Source organism: Telluria sp. GW821-FHT07G12, from assembly GCF_059418525.1.
Genome location: NZ_JBWKQA010000001.1, coordinates 106,524 through 126,605 on the forward strand (window position 1 = coordinate 106,524; position 20,082 = coordinate 126,605).

Sequence of the window (20,082 nt, forward strand, 5' to 3'; positions counted from 1 at the left end):
AAATACAAAAGGGATGCGTTATCGAGCGTGGCGATCTTGATCTGCCCAGCATTTTATTTCCGTTGAGCAATATCACCGTGCCGCTGAGGCCGGTGAGTCAAGATAGAACCACCCCGATAATGAATGCACGGAGCGCACCATGATTTTCGCTCACCTCACCAAGCACTGGATGGCCCGCCGCAGCCAGTACAGCCTCACTTCCTGGATCCTGTGCATCGCACGCAGCCTGCGCGTGCTGGCCTACCTGCGCGACCACCGCGCCCTGTGCCAGCTCGGCGTCTACCGCAACCACGTGGCGCTGCCGCCGAACGACGACCCCTTCCACCATCTGAGTCACCGCGACTACCTGGTCAAGGGCATGTCGGCGCGCCGGCGCGTGCAGGCGGTCCTGAGTCACTACCGCTTCGAAGAAACCACCTTCAACGAGGCCTACAAGCAGGCCGTCTACGGCGCCCGCTGCCTGCCGCTGTGGCAGATTGATGCCGAAGGCAGCAGCTTCATGATCCAGCTCGAAATGGCCTCACGCAGCAACGCCGAGGGCGACCTGACCCTGGCGCTGGTCGCCGACGGCAAATGCCTGCACCGCCTGTCCTTCAGCTGGCTCGAAGGCCACGTGGTCGGCGCCGATGTGCCGGTGGTTCCCTTCATCGCCCGCAACCAAGGCCGCTGGATCGATTCCGGCGCCGCCTTCGAAGCCTTCGAGCGCGTCTTCCCGAACAACTCGCCGAGCTTCTTCTGCTTCGCCGCAATGCAGGGCGTGGCACAGGCGGTCGGTATCGACCAGGTGGTTGCGATCCGCAGCGAAGACCACCTCGCCTACGACCCCGATCCGGAAAAGCACTTCGCCAACGCCTACGACGGCTTCTGGAAAATCCTGGGCGGCGAAGAAATGCCGGGCAAGCAGGGCTACCGCATCGCACTACCCTTCTACGTCAAGCCGCTGTCCGAGATGCCGTCCAAGCACCGCAAGCGCGCCGCCCAGCGCCGCGAGCACTGGCGCCTGATCGGCGAATCCGCCCGCACCACCCTGCAGCGCCACCTGCTGCCCGCACGCGCCCATGTCGAGCATGCGGCGCCGGTGCTGGAGCCGGCGCAGGTCTGAGCTCACAAGGGCACGCCGCCGGCACGAAAATCCCCGCTCGGCGATAATCCCCCTCCTGTGCAAACCCGAGGGGGATTTTCATTTTGCTTAACTTCGACTTCCACAACCCAACCCGCATCCTGTTCGGCGAAGGCCAGATCGAGCACCTGGCGCGCCTGATCCCGTCCCAAGCCCGCGTGCTGGTGCTGTACGGCGGCGGCAGCATCCGCGCCAACGGCACCTACGACGCCGTTTTCAAGGCGCTGAAGGACCACACCGTCTTCGAATTCGGCGGCATCGAACCCAACCCCAGCTACGAAACCCTGGTCAAGGCCATCGACCTGGTCAAGCGCGAGAACGTCGACTTCCTGCTCGCCGTGGGCGGCGGCTCGGTCATCGACGGCACCAAGTTCGTCGCCGCTGGCGCCAAGCTGGACGCCGATCCATGGACCATCCTGGAACAGCACGCGAAAAACGTGCATGAGGCCCTGCCCTTCGGCGCGGTGCTGACCCTGCCGGCCACCGGCTCCGAGATGAACTCGGCCAGCGTGATCACAAAGAAGGCGACGCAGGAAAAGTTCGCCTTCATGTCGCGCCTGGTGTTCCCGCAATTCGCCATTCTCGACCCGACCCGCACCTACACCCTGCCCGCGCGCCAGGTCGGCAACGGCATCGTCGACGCCTTCGTGCACATCATGGAGCAGTACATGACGGCGCCCGTCGATGCGAAGGTGCAGGACCGCTTTGCCGAAGGCCTGCTGCAGACCCTGATCGAAGAAGGCCCGAAAGCGCTGACCGAGCCGGAAAACTACAAGGTCCGCGCCAACCTGATGTGGACCGCGACCGTGGCCCTGAACGGCTTGATCGGCGCCGGCGTGCCGCAGGACTGGTCCACCCACATCATCGGTCACGAACTGACCGCGCTCTACGGCCTCGATCACGCGCAGACGCTGGCCGTGATCCTGCCGGCCATGCTGCGCGAACGCCGCGAGGCCAAGCGGGCAAAGTTATTGCAATACGCGGCGCGCGTGTGGGATGTACGCGACGGCGACGAGAACGCGCGCATCGAGGCGGCGATCGCCCGCACCGAGGACTTCTTCCGCGCAGTGGGCGTGCCGACCAGGTTGTCGGACTACGGCCTCGGCAAGGACGTGGTGCCGGCCGTGGTGAACGCGCTCGAGGCGCACGGCATGACCAAGCTGGGCGAGACTGGCGAGGTCACGCTGGAAGTCAGCCGCAAGGTGCTGGAGCGCTGCGCTTAAGCACCTTCAAGCACCCTGCGATGAGCTGCTGACGAGCCTTTCCCCCAGGGCTCGCAGCAGGCTCGCACCATCTCCACGCCAGGCGCTGCCGTGCATGCACGCCAGCGTGCCGGGCGCTTCGGCGGCCAGGTGCTCGATCAATTGCCTGGTATTCGTGGAATGCGAAAAGTAATCCATGGGTTGCCGGAACGCTTCGCTGTTCTCCAGGATGTCATCGGTGGTCAATGCAAGCTCGCCGGTGCCGCCCTGGGTGAACAGGTCGCCGCAAAACATGGTCCCGGTGCGGGTATCCATCAGGAAGCCCGTTTCCCAGCCGTGCGGCAGATGGGGCGCATCCAGCCACTTGACCGAGCGTTTCCCCAGGCTGAGCTCGGCGCCGTCCGCCATTGCATGGGCTGGCCGGTCCGCGAAATCATTCACCGACCCCATGGCCGCAACCCGGCTGCACAGCGGTACGGAGTGCGGCGCCACCGCCAGCCACTCGTTCAGCGAACCGCATTCATCCGCTTCGAAATGCGACAAGGCAATGAAGCGCAACTGGCTGACCGGCATGACGCTCTCGACCGCCTCTCTCACCAGGGGAAACATTTTCCTTGGTCCAGTGTGAAAGAGCAGCGGCTGATCGTCCACGATCAGGTATTGATTGAACGAGAACCCACCCGGCACGATGTTCAAAGGCGTATTGATCCGATAGACACCCTCGGCGATCTCATGGACATTGGTGCCGGCAGTAACATTGGTGATGGCCATCGCTGTCTCCATCTGCGTTTGCATCGGTTGAATAGCATACGCCCTTCCACTGGCCGCCGAAACGCGTGCACCCCGATTTTTGTTGGCGAGCTAGACTGACACTCAATATCGTCACATCGAGTGCACATGAACATCGCCTGCATCGCCTGGGGTTCGCTTCTGTGGAAGCCCCAACCCCTCAAGCTGGCTTCCGGCTGGCATCCCGGCGGCCCGCGCCTGCCCATCGAATTCGTCCGCCAGAGCGACGACGATCCGGAACTGGCGCTGGCCCTGTGCGAAGGCGCCAGGCCGATGCCGACCTACTGGGCCTGGCTCGCCACCCGCGACCTGCAGGTTGCGCGCGAGATGCTGCGCCGGCGCGAGCAGATCCGGCCCGGCTATCCCGAGTGCGTCGGCAGCATCCCGCCGGTCGATGGCGCGCGCACCGATCCCCGTATCAAGGAATGGATGCAAGGCAAAGGCATCGACGCCGTCGTCTGGACCGCCCTGCCTGCCAAATTCGGCGGCGCCAGCGGCCGTGCGCCGACCCGCGAGGAAGCCGTCGAATGGCTCGACAGCCTGCGCGGCGACCAGCGCGCCAAGGCCGAAGACTACGTCCGCCGCACGCCAGCCCACATCGACACGCGCTTCCGCCGCCTCATCGAACAGCGGCTGGGCTGGCGCCCGCTGCGCGACGCCTACGTCACGCAGCGCGCCTGAGCCGTCCGGCCAGGCTTGCCACAAGCACCACGCTCGCTCGCATCCGTGCTACACTCGCGCCTTCGCTAGGGGTCCTGGCAGCAGATTTCCGCTGTCGGGTGAGAGATACCCTTCGTACCTGATCTGGATAATGCCAGCGAAGGAAAGCGCAACGCGGTGCCTGAGATGGCGCCCACTCCTGTTTGCCCTTCCCCCAGTTGGCTCCGGCTTTTTTGAAAAGCAGCGACGCCCAACGGCGCGCGAAGACGAGCAAACGAATGAAACCTGAACTGAAGTATTCGATCCTGGCCTGCGCCCTCGCGCAAGCCTTCTCCCTCAACGCGCACGCGCAGGAACAAAGCCAGCCTATCGCCGAAGTGGTGGTCACCGGCGCCCGCGCGCCGAACCTGGAGCGCGCCGCCGTCGGCGGTTTCAGCGACACCGCCATCGTCGACACCCCGGCCTCGATCACCGCCATCGGCCGCACCCAGATGCAGGACCTGTCGATCCGCTCGACCACCGAGGCCGTGCGCTACGACGCCTCGGTCAGCGATGCCTACAACGCGGTCGGCTATGCCGAGCAGTTCTCGATCCGCGGCTTCGCCCTCGATAACAACTACAGCTACCGCAAGGACGGCTTCGCGATCCCGGGCGACACCCAGATCCCGCTGGAGAACAAGGAACGCATCGAGGTGCTCAAGGGCCTGGCCGGCCTCACCGCCGGCGTCGCCACCCCAGGCGGCATCGTCAACTACGTGACCAAGCGCCCGACCAATGCGCCGCTGCGCTCGGCCACGGTGGAAGTCAGCGAGCGCGGCACCCTGTACGGCACCGTCGACCTGGGCGGCCGCTTCGACGACCGCCGCTTCGGCTACCGTATCAACGCCGCAGCGGCCGACCTGCACTCCTATGTGCGCGGCGCGAACGGCGACCGCCAGTTCGTCTCCGGCGCCTTCGACTGGCAGATCAGCCCCGATGCGAAACTGGAGCTGGACCTGGACTACCAGCACAAGGCCCAGCTCACCGCGCCGGGCTACCAGCTGATCCGCGGCGAAGTCCTGCCGACCGGCGTGTCCAACAAGCTGCTGATGAACGACCAGCCCTGGGCGCGTCCGGTCGACACCCGCGACACCAACCTCGGCCTGCGCTTCGAATACCGCCTGGCCGATGGCTGGAAAGCCACCGTCGCCGGCAACAAGCACTGGTTCAAGCGCGACGACTTCACCGCCTTCCCTTACGGCTGCAGCAACGAGGGTGAGGGTTATTATCCGGGCTACTGCTCGAACGGCGACTACGACGTCTACGACTACCAGAGCGTAGGCGAGCGCAAGACCCCGTGGGGCGTGCAGGCCATGCTGCAGGGCCGCTTCGCCACCGGCTCCCTGCGCCACCAGCTGACCGTGGGCGCGTCCTACGCCGAGCGCCACGACAGCTTCGGCGACTACGTCTACGACTACGTCGGCTACAGCAATATCTGGCATCCGCTGGACACGCCGCACGTCGGCCCGGACCGCGTCACCGGCCCGGTCTTCGAGCGCCGCAGCGATCAGGAAAGCGCGCTGTTCGCCCAGGACATCGTCAGCATCACGCCGCAGCTGACCCTGCACGGCGGCCTGCGCTATGTCGAGACCAAGCGCCGCGACTACATCGATCCGAACTACGTCGATAGCAAGGATTCCTTCCTGCTGCCGAGCGTCGCTCTGGTCTATGCCCTGAACCGCGACTGGAACGTCTACGGCTCCGTGAGCCACGGGCTGCAGCACGGCGGCATCGCACCGATGGAGACCGCAAACGAAAACCAGGTGATGGACCCGGGCCGCTCGAAGCAGTTCGAGATCGGCGCCAAGGGTTCGGTGGCGGGCTTGAACCTGTCGGCATCGCTGTTCCAGATCCGCCAGGGCCTCGAGTACACGGACCCGAACCGCACGGTCGCGGTGGTGGTCGACGGCGAGACCCTGCAGCGTCATCCCTATGTGCGCGGCGGCCGCGAGACGCATCGCGGTCTCGAACTGGCGGCCGACGGCAAGCTGGCTGCAGGTCTGCAGGCGGGCGTGTCGCTGATGGCACTGAACACGCGCCAGGACGGCACCGGCGACGCCAGCATCGACGGCAAGCGCGTCACCGACGTCCCCAACTTCAAGTCGACCACCTGGATCGAATACGCCGTGCCGCAGCTGCCCGGCCTGAAGCTGGACGCCAACTGGCAGTACTCGGGCAAGAAGGCTTTCGACGTCGAGAACCGCGTGCTGGTGCCGGACTATCACGTGTTCGGCCTGGGCGCCGCATATGGCCTGAAGTTGCGTATGACGAAGCTGACGCTGCGCGCCCGTGTCGACAACCTCTTCGACAAGTTCTACTGGCGCGACGTCACGCCGGCGCTGGGCGGCTACCTGCTGCCGGGCGCGCCGCGTACCTTCCGCCTGTCCGGGCAGTTCGACTTCTAAGCTAGCGCATCAAGCCAACAGCGCTTCCACCTGCCGCATGCGCTGCGGCAGGTCGCCCTCCAGCAGCGTGAACGGGATGCCCCGTTCGCGCAGCACCGCCAGCAGGCACTCGTGCACCTGCTGGCGCACTTCTTCCGATTCCCGCTGCAGGCCATCCGGCACCCAGGGCAGGTCCAGGCCCGCCACCAGGGTCGCCGCGTAATCGTGTTCGGCTTCCAGCGCCAGCAGTTCGGGCGGCACCCGGCCCCAGTAGATGCGGCTGTAGACCGCGGTCAGCAGCGGCGTGGTGTCGCAGAACAGGAAGCGCCGCGTCTCGGGCGATGCGGCCATCGCCTCCTCGCGCTCGCGCTGGGTGCGCGCGATGTCGAGCTGGTCGTCCTCGAAGGGCACCCTTTGTCGCGTCGCGACGAATTCGCGCAGGTATTCCGGCACCCACAGCGTGCCGTAGCGCGCCGCTAATTTAGGGGCCAGCGTCGACTTGCCGGTCGACTCGGCGCCGAGGATGGCGATCCGCTTCAGTGGCGCACCAATGCTCATCGCACGCCCTCGCGCGCCGCGCGCGCCCAGGTGCGCAGGCCGAGCGCCGCCATGATCACGAACACCGCGTACAGGACCGCGGTCAGGTGCAGGTTCTTGTAGACGTACAGGCCGACGTAGAGCACGTCGACGCCGATCCACACATGCCAGTTCTCGACCTTCTTGCGCGCCGCCAGCACGGTGCCGAGCAGGCTGCCGGCGGTGAGGAAGCCGTCCATGTGCGGCACGTCGGTGTCGGTAAAGGCGTGCAGGAACCAGGACAGCAGCACGAAGCCGAGCGCCCAGCCGGCCAGCGACCATGCCCAGCCGGCGCGGTCCAGGCGCGTGACCACCAGCGGCTGGTCATCCTTGCCTGTCCCGCGCAGCCATTCGTACCAGCCCCAGATCGAAGCGGCGATGAAGACCGCCTGCAGGCCGGCATCGCCGTACAGGCGGGCCTTGAAGAACACGATGCCGTAGGTCGCGGACGAAACGATGGCGAACAGCCAGGCCCAGTGGATGCGGCGGATGTTCAGCAGCACCGTCAAGATCGACAGGACGAAGGAAATGAGTTCGAGGGGTGTGGTCGGAAAACCGAGAAGGGTGAGCGGGTCGTTCATAGCAGTCGATTATCGAAGCTGGCGTGCGATTGCGCAAGCTGGAGTGCCGATCTGCCCGGCCGCGCTGTGACAAAGTGAGGATTTCGGCGAAGTACGTACAGATATACTCGTCCGTTCCTCGACCGATGCGCACCACCGGAGACGCCATGCGCCTGACCAAACCCCTTCTTTGCGCCGCCCTGCTCGCGGCGGTTTCTCCGGTCATGGCGGCGCCCGCTGCGGTGCCGATCGCCGCCTTCGTCAATCCGAACGAGTATGCCCGGCCCCGCCTGGCGCCGGACGGGAAGCACATTGCCATTACCGTGCGCATGCCATCCGGCGAGCGTACGGTGCCGATCGTGATGATCTACTCGCTGCCCGAGCTGAAGGTGGAGGGCGCGATCCGCCTGCCGATCTTCGAAGTACCGATCGACTACAGCTGGGTAAGCGATCGCCGGCTCGTGGTTTCGCGTGGCGTGGAGCTGGGTTCGCGCGAAGGCCCGGCGACGTACGGCGAATTGCTGGCGACCGACTACGACGGCAAGAAGCAGGAATATGTGCACGGTTACCGGATGTCGAAGGAATCGTCGCGCGCCGGCTTCTATCCCAACGACGAAGCCTTCGGCCATATCGAGCAGGTCGCGCGCGAATACAACAACCACATGTTGGTGACCTCGCGCCTGTGGGAGGGCGAGCACACGATGTTGTACGACATCGATGCACGTACCGCGGTACGCAAGCTGGTCGCCGACGTGCCGGCCGAGGGCATGTCCTTCCTGATCCAGCACGACGGCAAGCCGCGCTTCGCCTACGGCACCGACAAGGAAAACTATTACCTGCTGTTCCGCCGTAACGAAACGAGCGGCGCCTGGGAGAAACTGTCCGGCCTGGGCCGCCGGTACGCCCTGCTCGGTTTCTCCGACGACGACAGCCATTTCGCGGCGCTCTATTCGAAGGAGGGCGAGCCCGACTCGGTGGTGCGGGAGGACGCCCGGACCGGCGAGCGCACGACCCTGTTCTCTGATGGCGTCGCCGATCCGGCCGGCCTGCTCTACGGTCCGGGGCATGGCCTGCCCTTCGGCGCCCATTCGGCCATCGGCGTTCCACGCGCCGTCTACTTCGACGACAACAACGAGGAAGCGCGCCTGCACAAGCTGCTCAGCCAGCAGTTCCCCGGCAGCTGGGTGGGATTCGACAGCTTCAGCGCGGACGGCAAGCTGCTGCTGTTCAGCGTGTCGAGCGACCGCGATCCCGGCTCCTACTACCTGTTCGACCGCCGCACCAACACCGCCGACCTGCTGTTCTCCTCGATGCGCGGCATCGACCCCGCCCGGATGGCAGAACGCAAGCCGATCAGCTTCCGCACGCGCGACAATCACACCCTGCACGGCTTCCTGACCATGCCGCCGCACGCCGCCGGCGCCAGGCTGCCGATGGTGCTGCTGCCGCACGGTGGCCCGCACGGCGTGGCGGACAACTGGTTCTTCGACACCGACGCCCAGTTCCTCGCCAGCCGTGGCTACGCCGTGCTGCAAGTGAACTTCCGCGGCTCCGATGGCCGCGGCTGGGCCTTCACACACGCGGGCTACCGCGAATGGGGCGGCAGGATCCAGGACGACCTGGTCGATGGCGTCAACTGGGCGGTCAAGCAGGGCGAAGTCGATCCGAAGCGTATCTGCGTCTACGGCGCCAGCTTTGGCGGCTATTCGGCCCTCATGCTGGCGGCGCGCGAGCCGGCCATGTTCAAGTGCGCGGTCGGCTATGCCGGGGTGTACGACCTGAACCTGATGGCGACGACCGACGAGGCCAAGGGCAACGCGCGCCTGCAGGTCCAGCTCCAGCGCTATATCGGCACCGACAAGGCCGAACTCGACCGCTTTTCGCCGGCGCGGCTGGCGGCGCAGATCAAGATTCCGGTGCTGCTGGTCCACGGCGGCAAGGACAAGCGCGCCCCGGTCGAGCACGCGGAAGCGATGCGCGATGCCCTCGTCAAGGCCGGCCATCCGCCCGAGTGGTTCCTGGCGCCCAACGAGAGCCACGGCTTCTACAACACGAAGAACGTGACCGAGTTCTATCAGCGGCTCGAAGCCTTCCTGGCCAAGCATCTCGCTCCATAAGCTTCCCCACTGCCCGGATCCGGACACCAGTGCCCGCGCACGGGCAGCGCGGCAGCCTATTCCGGGCCCCGCGCCCTGTGAGCACGGCTTGGCACGATGCTTGCAATGAAGGAAGCATTATCACTTCTTCATCGCAAGCATCCCATGGACCAAGCCATCGGCATCGACACTCTGCGCCGCCGCCGCCACTTCCGCCTCGCCAGCGGCCTCCTGCTGTGCGCCGGCTTTCTTGCCGCGGCCTGGGGCATCAACCAGGCCGTGCGTCCCGGCGTGGCGGCCGCCGACATCGTGGTGGCCGAAGTCAGGCGCGGCAACGTCGACAACACCATCAATGCCGCCGGCGTGGTCATCCCCGTGCACGAGGAAGTCGTGTCCAGCCCCGGCGCCAGCCGCGTCGCCAAGGTCCTGGTCAAGCCGGGCCAGCAAGTGAAACAGGGCGAGCTGTTGCTGGAACTGGACGACCGCGAGATCCGCCTGGCGCTCGAAGCGCTGAAGGAGCAGCTGGCGCAGCAGGAGAACAAGGTCGTCACGCTGAAGCTCGAGATGGACCAGAAGCTCAAGCAGACCCGCTCCGCCATCGAACTGCTGGAGATCGACCTGCAGGCCAGCCGCGCGCTGCGCGAACGCAACCGCAAGCTGCGCGAGAGCGGCCTGGTCTCGGGCCAGGACCTGCTGACCTCGGAACTGAACGTGCAGCGCAACGAGGTCCAGCTGCGCCAGCAGCGTGAGCTGATCGACGACACTCGCCGCAGCACCGCCAGCGCCATCGCCGCCGCGAATCTGCAAAAGGAGATCCTGCAGAAGCAGATCGTCCGCCAGGAAGGGCTGCTCGAGCAGACCCGGGTACGGGCGCCCTTCTCCGGCATGCTGACCTCCCTGGTCGAGGACGAAGGCGCCAGCGTGGCGGCCGGCCAGCTGGTGGCGCGCATCTCGGAACTGAACAACTACCGCGTCGAAGCGACCCTGTCTGACTTCCACGCGCGCCAGCTCGCTGCCGGCCAGCCAGTGCGGGTCGAGCAGAACGGCGAAGTCCTGCAAGGGCGCGTCCACACCATCCTGCCCGAAATCCAGAACGGCACGATCAAGCTGCTGGTCGACCTCGAACAGCCGCACAACCCGCACCTGCGCAACAAGATGCGGGTCGACGCCAACATCGTCACCGACCGCAAGGCGAATGTGCTGGTGATCGACAGCGGCGCCGCCTTCAACGGCAAGGGACGCCAGCCGGCCTTCGCCGTGCGCGACGGCGCCGCCCGCAAGACCCTGCTGGAACTGGGCGCCAGCGACGGCAAGGTGGTCGAAGTGATCGAAGGCGCACAGCCGGGCGATCGCTTCATCGTGTCCGACACCGCCGCCTTCAAGGACCTGGACAGCATCCGCATTTCACAATAAGGAGAAGAACATGATCAAACTGGAAAAAGTCAGCAAGACCTACCGCACCGACAAGGTCGAGACCCTGGCCCTGAAGGACATCGACCTGCAGGTTGCGAAAGGCGAATTCGTCGCCATGATGGGGCCCAGCGGCTGCGGCAAGAGCACGCTGCTGAACATCATCGGCCTACTCGACCGGCCGGGCCAGGGCCGCGTGCACATCGACGGCGTGGCGCTGGCCTCCTACCGCGACAAGGACGTGGCGCGCCTGCGCAACCGCACCTTCGGCTTCATCTTCCAGAGCTTCCACCTGATCCCGGACCTGCGCGTGATCGACAACGTCGAGCTGCCCTTGCTCTACCGCAGCGGCAGTGGCGCCGAACGCCGCCGCCTGGCGCGCGAGGCACTGGAACGGGTCGGGCTGGGCGCGCGCATGGAGCACTACCCGAACCAGCTCTCGGGCGGCCAGCAGCAGCGCGTGGCGATCGCGCGCGCCATCGTCGGCCGTCCGCAGATCCTGCTGGCCGACGAGCCGACCGGTAACCTGGACAGCAAGATGAGCGCCGAGGTGATGGACATCCTGCTCAAGCTGAACAGCGAAGGCACGACCATCGTGATGGTCACCCACGACGAGCAGGAAGCGCGCCGTGTGGGCCGCATCGTGCGCGTGTTCGACGGCCAGCTGGTCGCGAAGGAGCACGCCCATGCTGCGTAACTACCTGCTGACGGCCTGGAAGGTCTTCATGCGCCGCAAGCTGTTCACGGCGATCAACCTGGTCTGCATCGTGCTCACGCTGGTGGTGCTGATGGTGATCACCGCGCTGCTGGAAACCGCCTTCTGGCCGAGCGGCGTGGAGGGCAAGAGCGAGCGCTTCCTGCAGGTCTATGGCATTCGCAGCGAGAGCGCCGACCACAGCACGGTGCGCACCACCCTGCTCGGCTTCAAGACCATCGACAAATACCTCAAGCCGATCCCGGGTGTGGAACGCGTCTCGGCATTCACCACGCCGGCCTCGGTGTCGGTCTACCAGGGAGACCGCGTGAGCGAACTGGAGATGCGCCGCGTCGATGCCGACTACTGGCGCATCCTCGATTTCAAGCTGCTGGCGGGGCGCCTGCCGAATGCGGACGACGATGCCGCCGGGCGCTTCGTCGCCGTCATCAATGCCACCACCGCACGCCGGCTGTTCGGCGATGCTTCGGCGCCGGGCCAGAAGATCAGCATCGGCGGCCAGATGTTCGAGGTAATCGGCGTGGTCGAAGACGTCATCCACATGAATGCCTACGCCGATATCTGGGCGCCGCTGTACACCTTCCCGTCCGGGACCTGGCGCGACGAGCTGACCGGCTCCTTTGCCGCGATGCTGCTGGCCAAGCAGGCGTCCGACCTGCCCCGCATCAAGCGCGAAGTGGAACGGGCCGCGAAGAGCTTCGTCGACAAGGATCCGCATACCTTCGCGTCCAGCGTATTCTGGGCCGACAGCAAGCTGGATCTGTTTGCGCGCGAGCTCCTGAGCAACAAGGAACAGGTCGACTCCGGCGGCACCACGCTGCTCCTGTCCATCGCCGCCGCCATGCTGCTGTTCATGCTGCTGCCGGCGCTGAACCTGGTCAACCTGAACACCGGCCGCATCCTCGAACGCAGCTCCGAAATCGGGGTGCGTAAGGCCTTCGGCGCCACCAGCATGCAGCTGGCCGGCCAGCTCGTGGTCGAGAACGTGCTGCTGTCCCTCGCCGGCGGCCTGATCGGCCTGGTCTGCACCCGCGTGGTGCTGTGGTGGCTGGAAAGCGCTCAGCTGATCCCCTACCTGAAAGTGGAGCTCAACCCGACCGTGTTCGCCTGCGGCATGCTGCTGGCCTTCGTGTTCGGCCTGCTGTCCGGCCTGATCCCGGCCTGGAAGATGTCCCGCCTCGATCCCGTCCATGCCCTGAAAGGAGCCGCGTGATGCTGCGCCACCTGTTGAAACTGACCTGGAAGCGCAAGTCCAGGAACCTGATGCTGAGCCTCGAGATCCTGCTCGCCTTCGCCATCGTGTTCGGCATCGCCGCCTTCGGCCTGCGCAACTGGCAGTTGTACCGGGAGCCGATCGGCTTCGACGGCAGCGATACCTGGTCCGTCAAGATGGTGCTGGGCGACGTGCCCGATGAGGCGATTCCGGCCGAGGTCTACGACACGCTGCGTCGCAGCCTGCTCGAACTGCCGCAGGTGCGCGAAGTCGGCTTCTCAGCCTACTCGCCCTACACCATGTCGACCTGGACCACCAGCTTCAAGTCGCCGCAGACCGGCGCCGGCGTGAACACCAACCTCTTCGAGGCCAGCGACGGCGCGGCCGCGGCCCTGGGTATCAAGCTGGTCGCGGGCCGCTGGTTCGATGCGCAGGATAATGGCCAGGCCGTGCGGCCGGCGGTGCTGAACCGGCGCATGGCCGCCGCGATGTTCCCGGGGCGCCAGGCGCTGGGCCAGCAGTTCACCGACAAGCCGCGCAAGGACCCGGCCGATAGCGATCCGCCGAAAACCTACCGCGTGGTGGGCGTGGTCGAGGACTTCCGCAACAAGGGACCGCTGATGGCGCCGGTGAACTTCGTGATGACGCGCTTCGATCCGCTGGCCGGCAAGTCGCGTGTGCGGGTCATCCTGCTCAAGGTGGCGCCGGGCACCCCGCGCGGCTTCGAGGCGGAGCTCAACCGCCGGCTCAAGCTGGTCCGCAACGACTGGGCCTACGAGATCGCGCCGCTCGCAGCGATGCGCGCCAGCCTGCTGAAGGAACAGCTGGTGCCCTTCATCGTCGTCAGCGTGATCGCCGCCTTTATGGTCGCGATGGTCGCCTTCGGCCTGTTCGGGGTGCTGTGGCAGAACACGACAAGGCGCATTCCGGAGATCGGCCTGCGCCGCGCGATCGGCGCCAGCGCCGCCGACATCTACCGCCAGATCGTCGCCGAACAGCTGCTGCTCAGTTCCACCGCCATGGTGGTGGCGCTGGTCCTGCTGATCCAGCTGCCGCTCACCGGCGCGTTCGGCGAGGGCCTCAACTGGCCGGTCTTCGTCAGCGCCGCGGGGCTGTCGATGGGCGCAATCTATCTGCTATCCTTGCTTTGCTCGCTGTATCCGGGATGGCGCGCCAGCCGCCTGAGCCCGACCGAAGCGCTGCACTACGAATAAGACAAGAATTGAAACGCATGGAATCAACACGCAAGCAGCGCATCCTGATCGTCGACGACGACAGCGCAGTCCAGGTCTCGCTGGCCCTGCTGCTCAAGCAGTCAGGCTTCGACGCGGTCTGCGCCGACGGCCCGCAGCAGGCCATGGAAGAGCTGCAGGCCGCGCCGGTCGATCTGGTTTTGCAGGACATGAACTTCTCGCTGCAGACGAGCGGCGAGGAAGGCCTGGACCTGCTGGCCCGCATCAAGCAGCTGCGCCCCACCCTGCCGGTGCTCTTGATGACGGCCTGGGGCTCGATCTCGCTGGCGGTGCGCGGCGTGAAGGCCGGCGCCGCCAACTTCTTCACCAAGCCCTGGGACAATGGCCAGCTGGTGGCGCTGGTCGAGGCCACGCTGGATCTGGCCGCGCCTTCGGCTGCCCCAAAAGTCACGCGCCGCTCGCTCGACGCGCAATGCGATTTCTCCGGCATCGTCGGCGAGCACCCGAAACTGCTGAAGGTGCTGGAGACGATCGCCCAGGTTGCGCGCACCCGCGCCCCGGTGCTGATCCTGGGCGAGAGCGGCACCGGCAAGGAGCTGATTGCCGACGCCATCCACCGCAACAGCCCGCGCGCGGATCACCCCATCGTCAAGATCAACATGGGCGCGATCACCAGCTCCCTGTTCGAGAGCGAGATGTTCGGCCACGTGCGCGGCGCCTTCACCGATGCGCGCAGCGACCGCAAGGGCCACATCGCCAGCGCCGACGGCGGCACCCTCTTCCTCGACGAGATCGGCGAGCTGCAGCGCGGCGACCAGGTCAAGCTGCTGCGCGTGCTGCAGGACCAGCGCTACCAGCCGGTCGGCGCCAGCCGTACGGAGCAGGCCGATCTGCGCGTCGTGTCGGCGACGAACCGTGAGCTGGCGGAACTGGTAGCCGCCGGCGACTTCCGCGAAGACCTGTTCTACCGGCTGAACCTCATTACCATTCGCCTGCCGCCGCTGCGTGAGCGCCGCAGCGATATCCCGCTGCTGGCGCGCCACATCGCCGCCAGGGTCGCCGAGAGCTATGGCCTGGGCGATGTCGTGCTGGCGCCGGACGCGCTCGAGTGGTTGTCCGGCCAGCCGTGGCCGGGGAATATCCGCCAGCTGAAGCAGACATTGGAACGCGTCCTGCTCCTGGCGGGCAAGCAGCACCTGGGCCAGGCCGACTTCCTGGCCGCCAGCGCGGTGGACGAAGGCGCGCCGGGCGCGCGCCTCGGTGTGGACGGGATGACGCTGGAACAGGTCGAACGCCACATGATCGAACAGGCGCTGCAGCAGCACGCGGGGAACATCTCGCGCATGGCAAAGGCGCTGGGCCTGTCGCGCACGGCGCTGTACCGCCGCCTCGAACGCCACGGCCTGGGCGCAGGCGTGCGCGAGGAATGAAGCTGCCGGCACTGAAACTCCAGACCCGGCTCACGGCCTATCTGGCGCTGTTGCACCTGACGCTGGGCGGCTGCGCTGTGTTGCTGTTACCGCAGCAACCCATCCTGTTCGTCGGCGCCGAACTGGCGCTGGCGGCCAGCATGGCGCTGGGCTGGTGGCTGGTCCGGCGTGCGCTGGAGCCGCTCGGCTACACGCGGCGCTTCCATGACCTGCTGCAGGACCAGCAATACGCGTCGCGCCTTGCCGCGCCGGGCGTGACGGAACTCGACGACCTGGTCGCCATGTTCAACGACATGCTGACCGCCCTGCACCGCGAACGCCTGGCGATCGGCGAGCAGCAGGGTTTTCTCGAGCGCCTGCTGGAGGCGACGCCGAGCGCGGTACTGGTGTTCGACTTCGACCACGCGATCAGCCTTGTCAACGCCAGCGCCAGCGGTTTATTGGGGCTGCAAGCGCCGCTCGGCAAGCCGCTGTCGGCATGGGACGATAGTCATGCCGCGTTCGACCCCGCGCTCGATGAACGCGGCCGCGCCCGCAGCCGCGACCTGGTGCGCCAGCTGGATGCGCTCGATCTCGGCGACAGCCGCCTGCTGGTCGACCTGGAGGGCCGGCGCTACCGCGCCCAGCGCAGCCGCTTCTTCGACCGCGGCTTTGCGCGCCACTTCCTGATCGTCGAGGAACTGACCGCCGAACTCGAGGACTCCGAGCGCGCCACCTACGCGCGCCTGATCCGGGTGCTGGCGCACGAGGTGAACAACACCGTGGCCGCCACCGGCTCGGTGCTGGATTCCCTGCTGACCTACCGCGGCCAGCTGGAAGAACGCGACGCCGGCGACTTCGTCACCGCCATCGTCGCCGTCAAGCGCCGCAACATCAGCCTGGGCGAATTCATCGACCGCTTCACCCGCGTGGTCAAGATGCCGGCGCCGGAGCTGCGCCCGACCCGTTTGCAGGACGTGGTGGACGACATTCTGTGGCTGAACCGCGAGCAGTGCAATGCGCGCGGTATAGGGCTCGGCTGGAGCCGCTGCGACGCCGTCGCGCCCCTGCAGCTGGACGTGCAGCTGATCGAACAGGCGCTGCTGAACATTGTCAAGAACGCGGTCGAGGCCATCGACGAACGCAATGCCCGCGACGGCACCACCGGTGGCGCCATCCGCCTCGAGCTGGAAGACCTGGGCGAGCGCGTGCGCCTGTCGGTGAGCGACAGCGGCGGCCTGCTCGAGGACGCCGCCTCGCACCGCCTGTTCACGCCTTTCGTCAGCACCAAGAAGGGCGGCCAGGGCATCGGCCTGATGTTCGTGCGCGAGGTGCTGCAGCGGCATGAGGCGACGTATTCGCTCGCGCCGGCCGGGCCGGGAGAAACCAGGTTCGATATCTGGTTTCCGGTCAGCTGAAATGAAACGTGGGCACGGAGTGCCCACCCTACGATCGCCACCGACCATGTAGGGTGGGCACCCCGTGCCCACGTCCGTTCACAAATACCCGATTATTTTTTCGGATACTTGATCGTCATTTCCTTCAGCAGGTTGTCGGCATGGTCGACTTCCTTCATCACCCACAGCATGTAGCGGATGTCGACGTGGATCGCGCGGGTGATCACCGGGTCGAAGTACCAGTCCTTGGTGATCGACTCGTAGGTCGAATCGAAGTTCAGGCCGATCAGTTCGCCGCGCTTGTTCATCACCGCGGAACCCGAGTTGCCGCCGGTGGTGTCGGCGCTCGACAGGAAGTTCACCGGCACCGTGCCCAGCACCGGATCCTTGAACACGCCGTAGCGCTTCTCGCGGATCGCCTGCAGCAGGTTGGCGGGCGCGTTGAACGGCTCCTTGTTGGTGGCCTTCTGCACGATGCCTTCGACGGTCGAAAACGGGCCCTTGGTGATGCCGTCACGCGGGGTGTAGGGCGCCACGGTGCCGTAGGTGACGCGCAGGGTCGAGTTGGCGTCCGGGTAGACCGGCTTGCCTTGCGACTTCTTCCAGGCGATGACCGCTTCCATGTATTGCGGGATCACGCGCTCCAGGTTGCCGTCGACTTCCTTGCGGTGGTTTTCCAGCGCCATGCCGGTGTCCTGCAGACGCACGGCCAGCTGGATGAAGGGGTCATGCGAGGCGCGGAAGGCTTCCGGATCCTTGCCGATCCAGGCCAGGCGCTTGGCTGTATCGGCCAGATCGGTCGACTTGTACATGCCCGGCAGTGCATCGACCTTCGGCAGCAGCGCGTCCAGGCCCTGCGGGTGGTTCTTCTGGTCGATCTTGGCGTAGCGGTTCAGGGCCGCGGTCCAGCGGGCCTGGTCGACGCTGGGCACGAAGGACTGCTCCAGGCGGCTCAGGCGCGCCTTGATGAAGGAGAGGTCGCGTTCCTGATAGCCGCCTTCGCGCTCGGCGTCCGGCTTCTGGCGCTCCAGCGAGAGGCGGTACAGGGTGCGCGCGCTCTTCAGCAGGTCGCTGTGGGTGGCTTCCGCCCACGCGGCTTCCTGCTGCGAAGCGCTCATGTCGCTGCCGATGGCGGTGTCGAGGTCGGACAGCAGGCTGCCGCCTCCTGCCTTCAGCTCTTTACTGTGCTGCTTGTACCAGCCGCGGAATTCGGCGTCCTGCTTGTCCTTGATGGCGGCGATGTCGGTGCGTGCAAAGCCGTCCATCAGGCCCTGGGTCTTCTTCAGCACGTTGTTCAGGCTCTTCGCCACGCTGGCGTAGCGCACGTCCCAGCTCGGGTTGCCCATCGTGCTTGCTGCGATCACGGACAGGTCGGCGGTGATCGATGCGGCCTTGGCCGGGTAGTCGACGTCGCGCGCGAAGCGGATTTCCGACGGCAGCTTGTAACGGCTGGTGCGGCCCGGGTAGCCGGCCAGCAGGATCGGATCGCCGTTCTTCAGGCCTTCGGCCGAGACGACCAGGAAGTCCTTGGATTTATACGGCACGTTGTCCGGCGACGGATCGGCCGGGCGGCCATCCTTGCCGACATAGGCGCGCAGGAAGGAGAAGTCGCCGGCCTGGCGCGGGAATTCGTAGTTGTCGATGTCGCCGCCGAAGTTGCCGAGGCTGTCGGCCGGCGCGTACACCAGGCGCACGTCGCGGATCATCAGCTGGCGGATGCGGTAGTACTCGCCGCCGCGGTGGAAGGCCGGCACCGAGCAGCGGTAGGCCTTGTCGCTTTCGCATTCGGCGATCAGGGCCTTGATGCGGCTCTCGACCTGCTCGTGGCGCTCCTTGCCCGACAGGTTCGGGGACAAGCCTTTGAGAACGCGGTCAGTGACGTTCTCCACTTTCTCGGTCACGTAGACGAGGGTGTTCGGGCCGCCCGGCAGTTCGGCGTCGCGGGTCTTGGCCAGGTAGCCGTTGACGATGTAGTTGTGTTCCGGGGTCGCGTTGCGCTGCACCGCACCGTAGGCGCAGTGGTGGTTGGTCACGATCAGGCCGTCCGGCGAGACGAAGGAAGCCGAGCAGCCGCCCAGCGACACCATGGCGCTCATCGGGTGCTTGGACAGGTCGGCCAGTTTCTCGGCCGGGATGGTAATGCCGATGCGCTTGAGTTCGGACTTCAGCTGCGGCAGCTGGTGCGGCTGCCACTGGCCTTCGTCGGCGTGGGCGGAGGCGATAACCCACATGACGGCGACGACAGGCAAAACGATGGATTTGAACACGTTGGACCCCAGGGTGAATAAAAAGCAAGCGCGAGTATATCGCCCCTGCTTATAGGTGGAAATAACTTTCTCACCCATACTCACCCTGTGGTCTTGCTGCGTATTTACGCGCTTTGGCCCTTGCGGCGGCGCTGTGCGGCTACGCCCAGCAGGCCCAGGCCGATCAGGGCCAGGCTGGCCGGTTCGGGCACGTCGGCGGCGCGTTCCGTTTCAAAATTGAAGGTCGTCGCTTCGTTGCGGCCGAAGCCGAAGCTGACGTTGTCGACGTAGCCGCGGAAGGTGCCGCTCCAGCCGGAGCCGATGCCGAATTCGAGGCCGAGGATGGCGCTGTTGGCGCTCAGCACGTCGGCGTCTGCGTCCGGATGCGCACCGGCAGCCCATTCGGCCAAGGTGTTGTCGAAGCTTTCGATGGTCTTGCTGGGCGAACCGAAGACCCGCATCCAGAAATTCATGTTCATCAAATCGCTGCTGACCCATTGGTCCATCGGCACCGGGCCGTTGAAGCTCGGCGCGTTGTAGACCTGTTCGAAGACGAGGTAGCCGATGTCGTTCGTCGTATTGGCGTTGCCGTCGGCGTCGTACAGCAGGCGCAGCGCCGGCATCAGGTTGGCATTGGCGCTACCCCCGCTGGCGCGATACCAGTCGTAGCTCAGTGTGCTCAGGTTGCCGAGGGTGCGGCCTCCCACGTAACCCCAGGTGTAGACGTAGTCGGCCTTGCCGCTGGCGTCGGTGAGCGACATCTCGACCGAGCCGTTGCCGCTGCGCGGCTGGGTCGTCGTGATCGCGGCCGTGGTGGTCGAGGTGAAGCCGTTGCTGGTGCCACGGAAGTTTTCGAGATGCCAGTTGGTGGGACCCAGGTCGGCGGGGGTCACAGTCACTACGGCGGCCTGGGCGCTGGCGCCCAGGGTGAACACGGACAGCACGGCCAGGCTTGCGCGGATGATCGTCTTCATGTGTCGTCTCTCGTCAGTGAGTTATATGGGAACTGCGCAGCCACTGTCGCAAGTTCTGTACCAACGGAAATAAGGTGTTCGCAATCAATAGCTTGCAGT

16 protein-coding genes and 1 riboswitch are annotated in these 20,082 nt (G+C 65.9%); of the genes, 11 read left to right on the forward strand and 5 right to left on the reverse strand.

Annotated features, from left to right (window positions below):
- Positions 1-139: 139 nt before the first annotated feature.
- The gene (locus tag AC07PE_RS00540; protein WP_498760705.1) at positions 140-1,102 is read left to right on the forward strand and encodes a DUF535 family protein; all 963 of its coding nucleotides are present in this window, start codon (positions 140-142) and stop codon (positions 1,100-1,102) included.
- An 83-nt stretch (positions 1,103-1,185) separates the two neighbouring features.
- Positions 1,186-2,343, forward strand: a complete 1,158-nt coding sequence (locus tag AC07PE_RS00545) for an iron-containing alcohol dehydrogenase (protein WP_498760706.1) — start codon at positions 1,186-1,188, stop codon at positions 2,341-2,343.
- Positions 2,344-2,349: 6 nt separating this feature from the next.
- Here AC07PE_RS00545 and AC07PE_RS00550 read toward each other — a convergent pair whose 3' ends face one another.
- Complete coding sequence (locus tag AC07PE_RS00550; RefSeq protein ID WP_498760707.1) at positions 2,350-3,093, reverse strand: oxygen-binding di-iron domain-containing protein; 744 nt, start codon at positions 3,091-3,093, stop codon at positions 2,350-2,352.
- Between the two features lie 126 nt (positions 3,094-3,219).
- Between AC07PE_RS00550 and AC07PE_RS00555 the strand changes: the two genes are divergently transcribed.
- Positions 3,220-3,792, forward strand: coding sequence for a hypothetical protein (locus AC07PE_RS00555; protein WP_498760708.1), 573 nt, complete (start codon positions 3,220-3,222; stop codon positions 3,790-3,792).
- A gap of 57 nt (positions 3,793-3,849) precedes the next feature.
- A riboswitch (TPP riboswitch) is annotated at positions 3,850-3,954 on the forward strand.
- A gap of 95 nt (positions 3,955-4,049) precedes the next feature.
- On the forward strand, positions 4,050-6,215 hold the full coding sequence (locus AC07PE_RS00560; RefSeq protein ID WP_498760709.1) for a TonB-dependent siderophore receptor: 2,166 nt from the start codon (positions 4,050-4,052) through the stop codon (positions 6,213-6,215).
- Between the two features lie 9 nt (positions 6,216-6,224).
- Here AC07PE_RS00560 and AC07PE_RS00565 read toward each other — a convergent pair whose 3' ends face one another.
- Both AC07PE_RS00565 and pnuC read right to left on the reverse strand, forming a co-directional pair.
- Positions 6,225-6,752, reverse strand: a complete 528-nt coding sequence (locus tag AC07PE_RS00565) for an AAA family ATPase (protein WP_498760710.1) — start codon at positions 6,750-6,752, stop codon at positions 6,225-6,227.
- On the reverse strand, positions 6,749-7,351 hold the full coding sequence (pnuC, locus tag AC07PE_RS00570; RefSeq protein WP_498760711.1) for a nicotinamide riboside transporter PnuC: 603 nt from the start codon (positions 7,349-7,351) through the stop codon (positions 6,749-6,751). Before pnuC ends, AC07PE_RS00565 begins: the two co-directional genes overlap by 4 nt.
- Positions 7,352-7,476: 125 nt before the next feature.
- On the opposite strand from pnuC, the gene AC07PE_RS00575 reads away from it, so the two are divergent.
- From AC07PE_RS00575 to AC07PE_RS00605, 7 genes are all read left to right on the forward strand, one after another.
- Positions 7,477-9,447 (forward strand): alpha/beta hydrolase family protein, encoded by a 1,971-nt coding sequence (locus tag AC07PE_RS00575; protein WP_498760712.1) that lies wholly within the window; start codon positions 7,477-7,479, stop codon positions 9,445-9,447.
- Positions 9,448-9,591: 144 nt separating this feature from the next.
- Positions 9,592-10,839: an efflux RND transporter periplasmic adaptor subunit gene (locus tag AC07PE_RS00580; RefSeq protein WP_498760713.1), complete on the forward strand. Its 1,248-nt coding sequence runs from the start codon at positions 9,592-9,594 to the stop codon at positions 10,837-10,839.
- A 10-nt stretch (positions 10,840-10,849) separates the two neighbouring features.
- Positions 10,850-11,533: an ABC transporter ATP-binding protein gene (locus AC07PE_RS00585; RefSeq protein ID WP_498760714.1), complete on the forward strand. Its 684-nt coding sequence runs from the start codon at positions 10,850-10,852 to the stop codon at positions 11,531-11,533.
- A complete protein-coding gene (locus AC07PE_RS00590; protein ID WP_498760715.1) occupies positions 11,523-12,764 on the forward strand; it encodes an ABC transporter permease in 1,242 nt (413 codons plus the stop codon). Before AC07PE_RS00585 ends, AC07PE_RS00590 begins: the two co-directional genes overlap by 11 nt.
- Positions 12,764-13,978, forward strand: a complete 1,215-nt coding sequence (locus AC07PE_RS00595; RefSeq protein ID WP_498760716.1) for an ABC transporter permease — start codon at positions 12,764-12,766, stop codon at positions 13,976-13,978. The genes AC07PE_RS00590 and AC07PE_RS00595 overlap by 1 nt, the downstream gene beginning before the upstream one ends.
- 17 nt (positions 13,979-13,995) lie before the next feature.
- On the forward strand, positions 13,996-15,387 hold the full coding sequence (locus tag AC07PE_RS00600; protein ID WP_498760717.1) for a sigma-54-dependent transcriptional regulator: 1,392 nt from the start codon (positions 13,996-13,998) through the stop codon (positions 15,385-15,387).
- Entirely contained in the window at positions 15,384-16,784 is a 1,401-nt protein-coding gene (locus AC07PE_RS00605; RefSeq protein WP_498760718.1) for a sensor histidine kinase, read from the forward strand. Before AC07PE_RS00600 ends, AC07PE_RS00605 begins: the two co-directional genes overlap by 4 nt.
- A 92-nt stretch (positions 16,785-16,876) precedes the next feature.
- Here AC07PE_RS00605 and AC07PE_RS00610 read toward each other — a convergent pair whose 3' ends face one another.
- The gene (locus tag AC07PE_RS00610; RefSeq protein WP_498760719.1) at positions 16,877-19,030 is read right to left on the reverse strand and encodes a S46 family peptidase; all 2,154 of its coding nucleotides are present in this window, start codon (positions 19,028-19,030) and stop codon (positions 16,877-16,879) included.
- A gap of 104 nt (positions 19,031-19,134) precedes the next feature.
- Positions 19,135-19,983 (reverse strand): PEP-CTERM sorting domain-containing protein, encoded by an 849-nt coding sequence (locus AC07PE_RS00615; protein WP_498760720.1) that lies wholly within the window; start codon positions 19,981-19,983, stop codon positions 19,135-19,137.
- Positions 19,984-20,082: the final 99 nt, after the last annotated feature.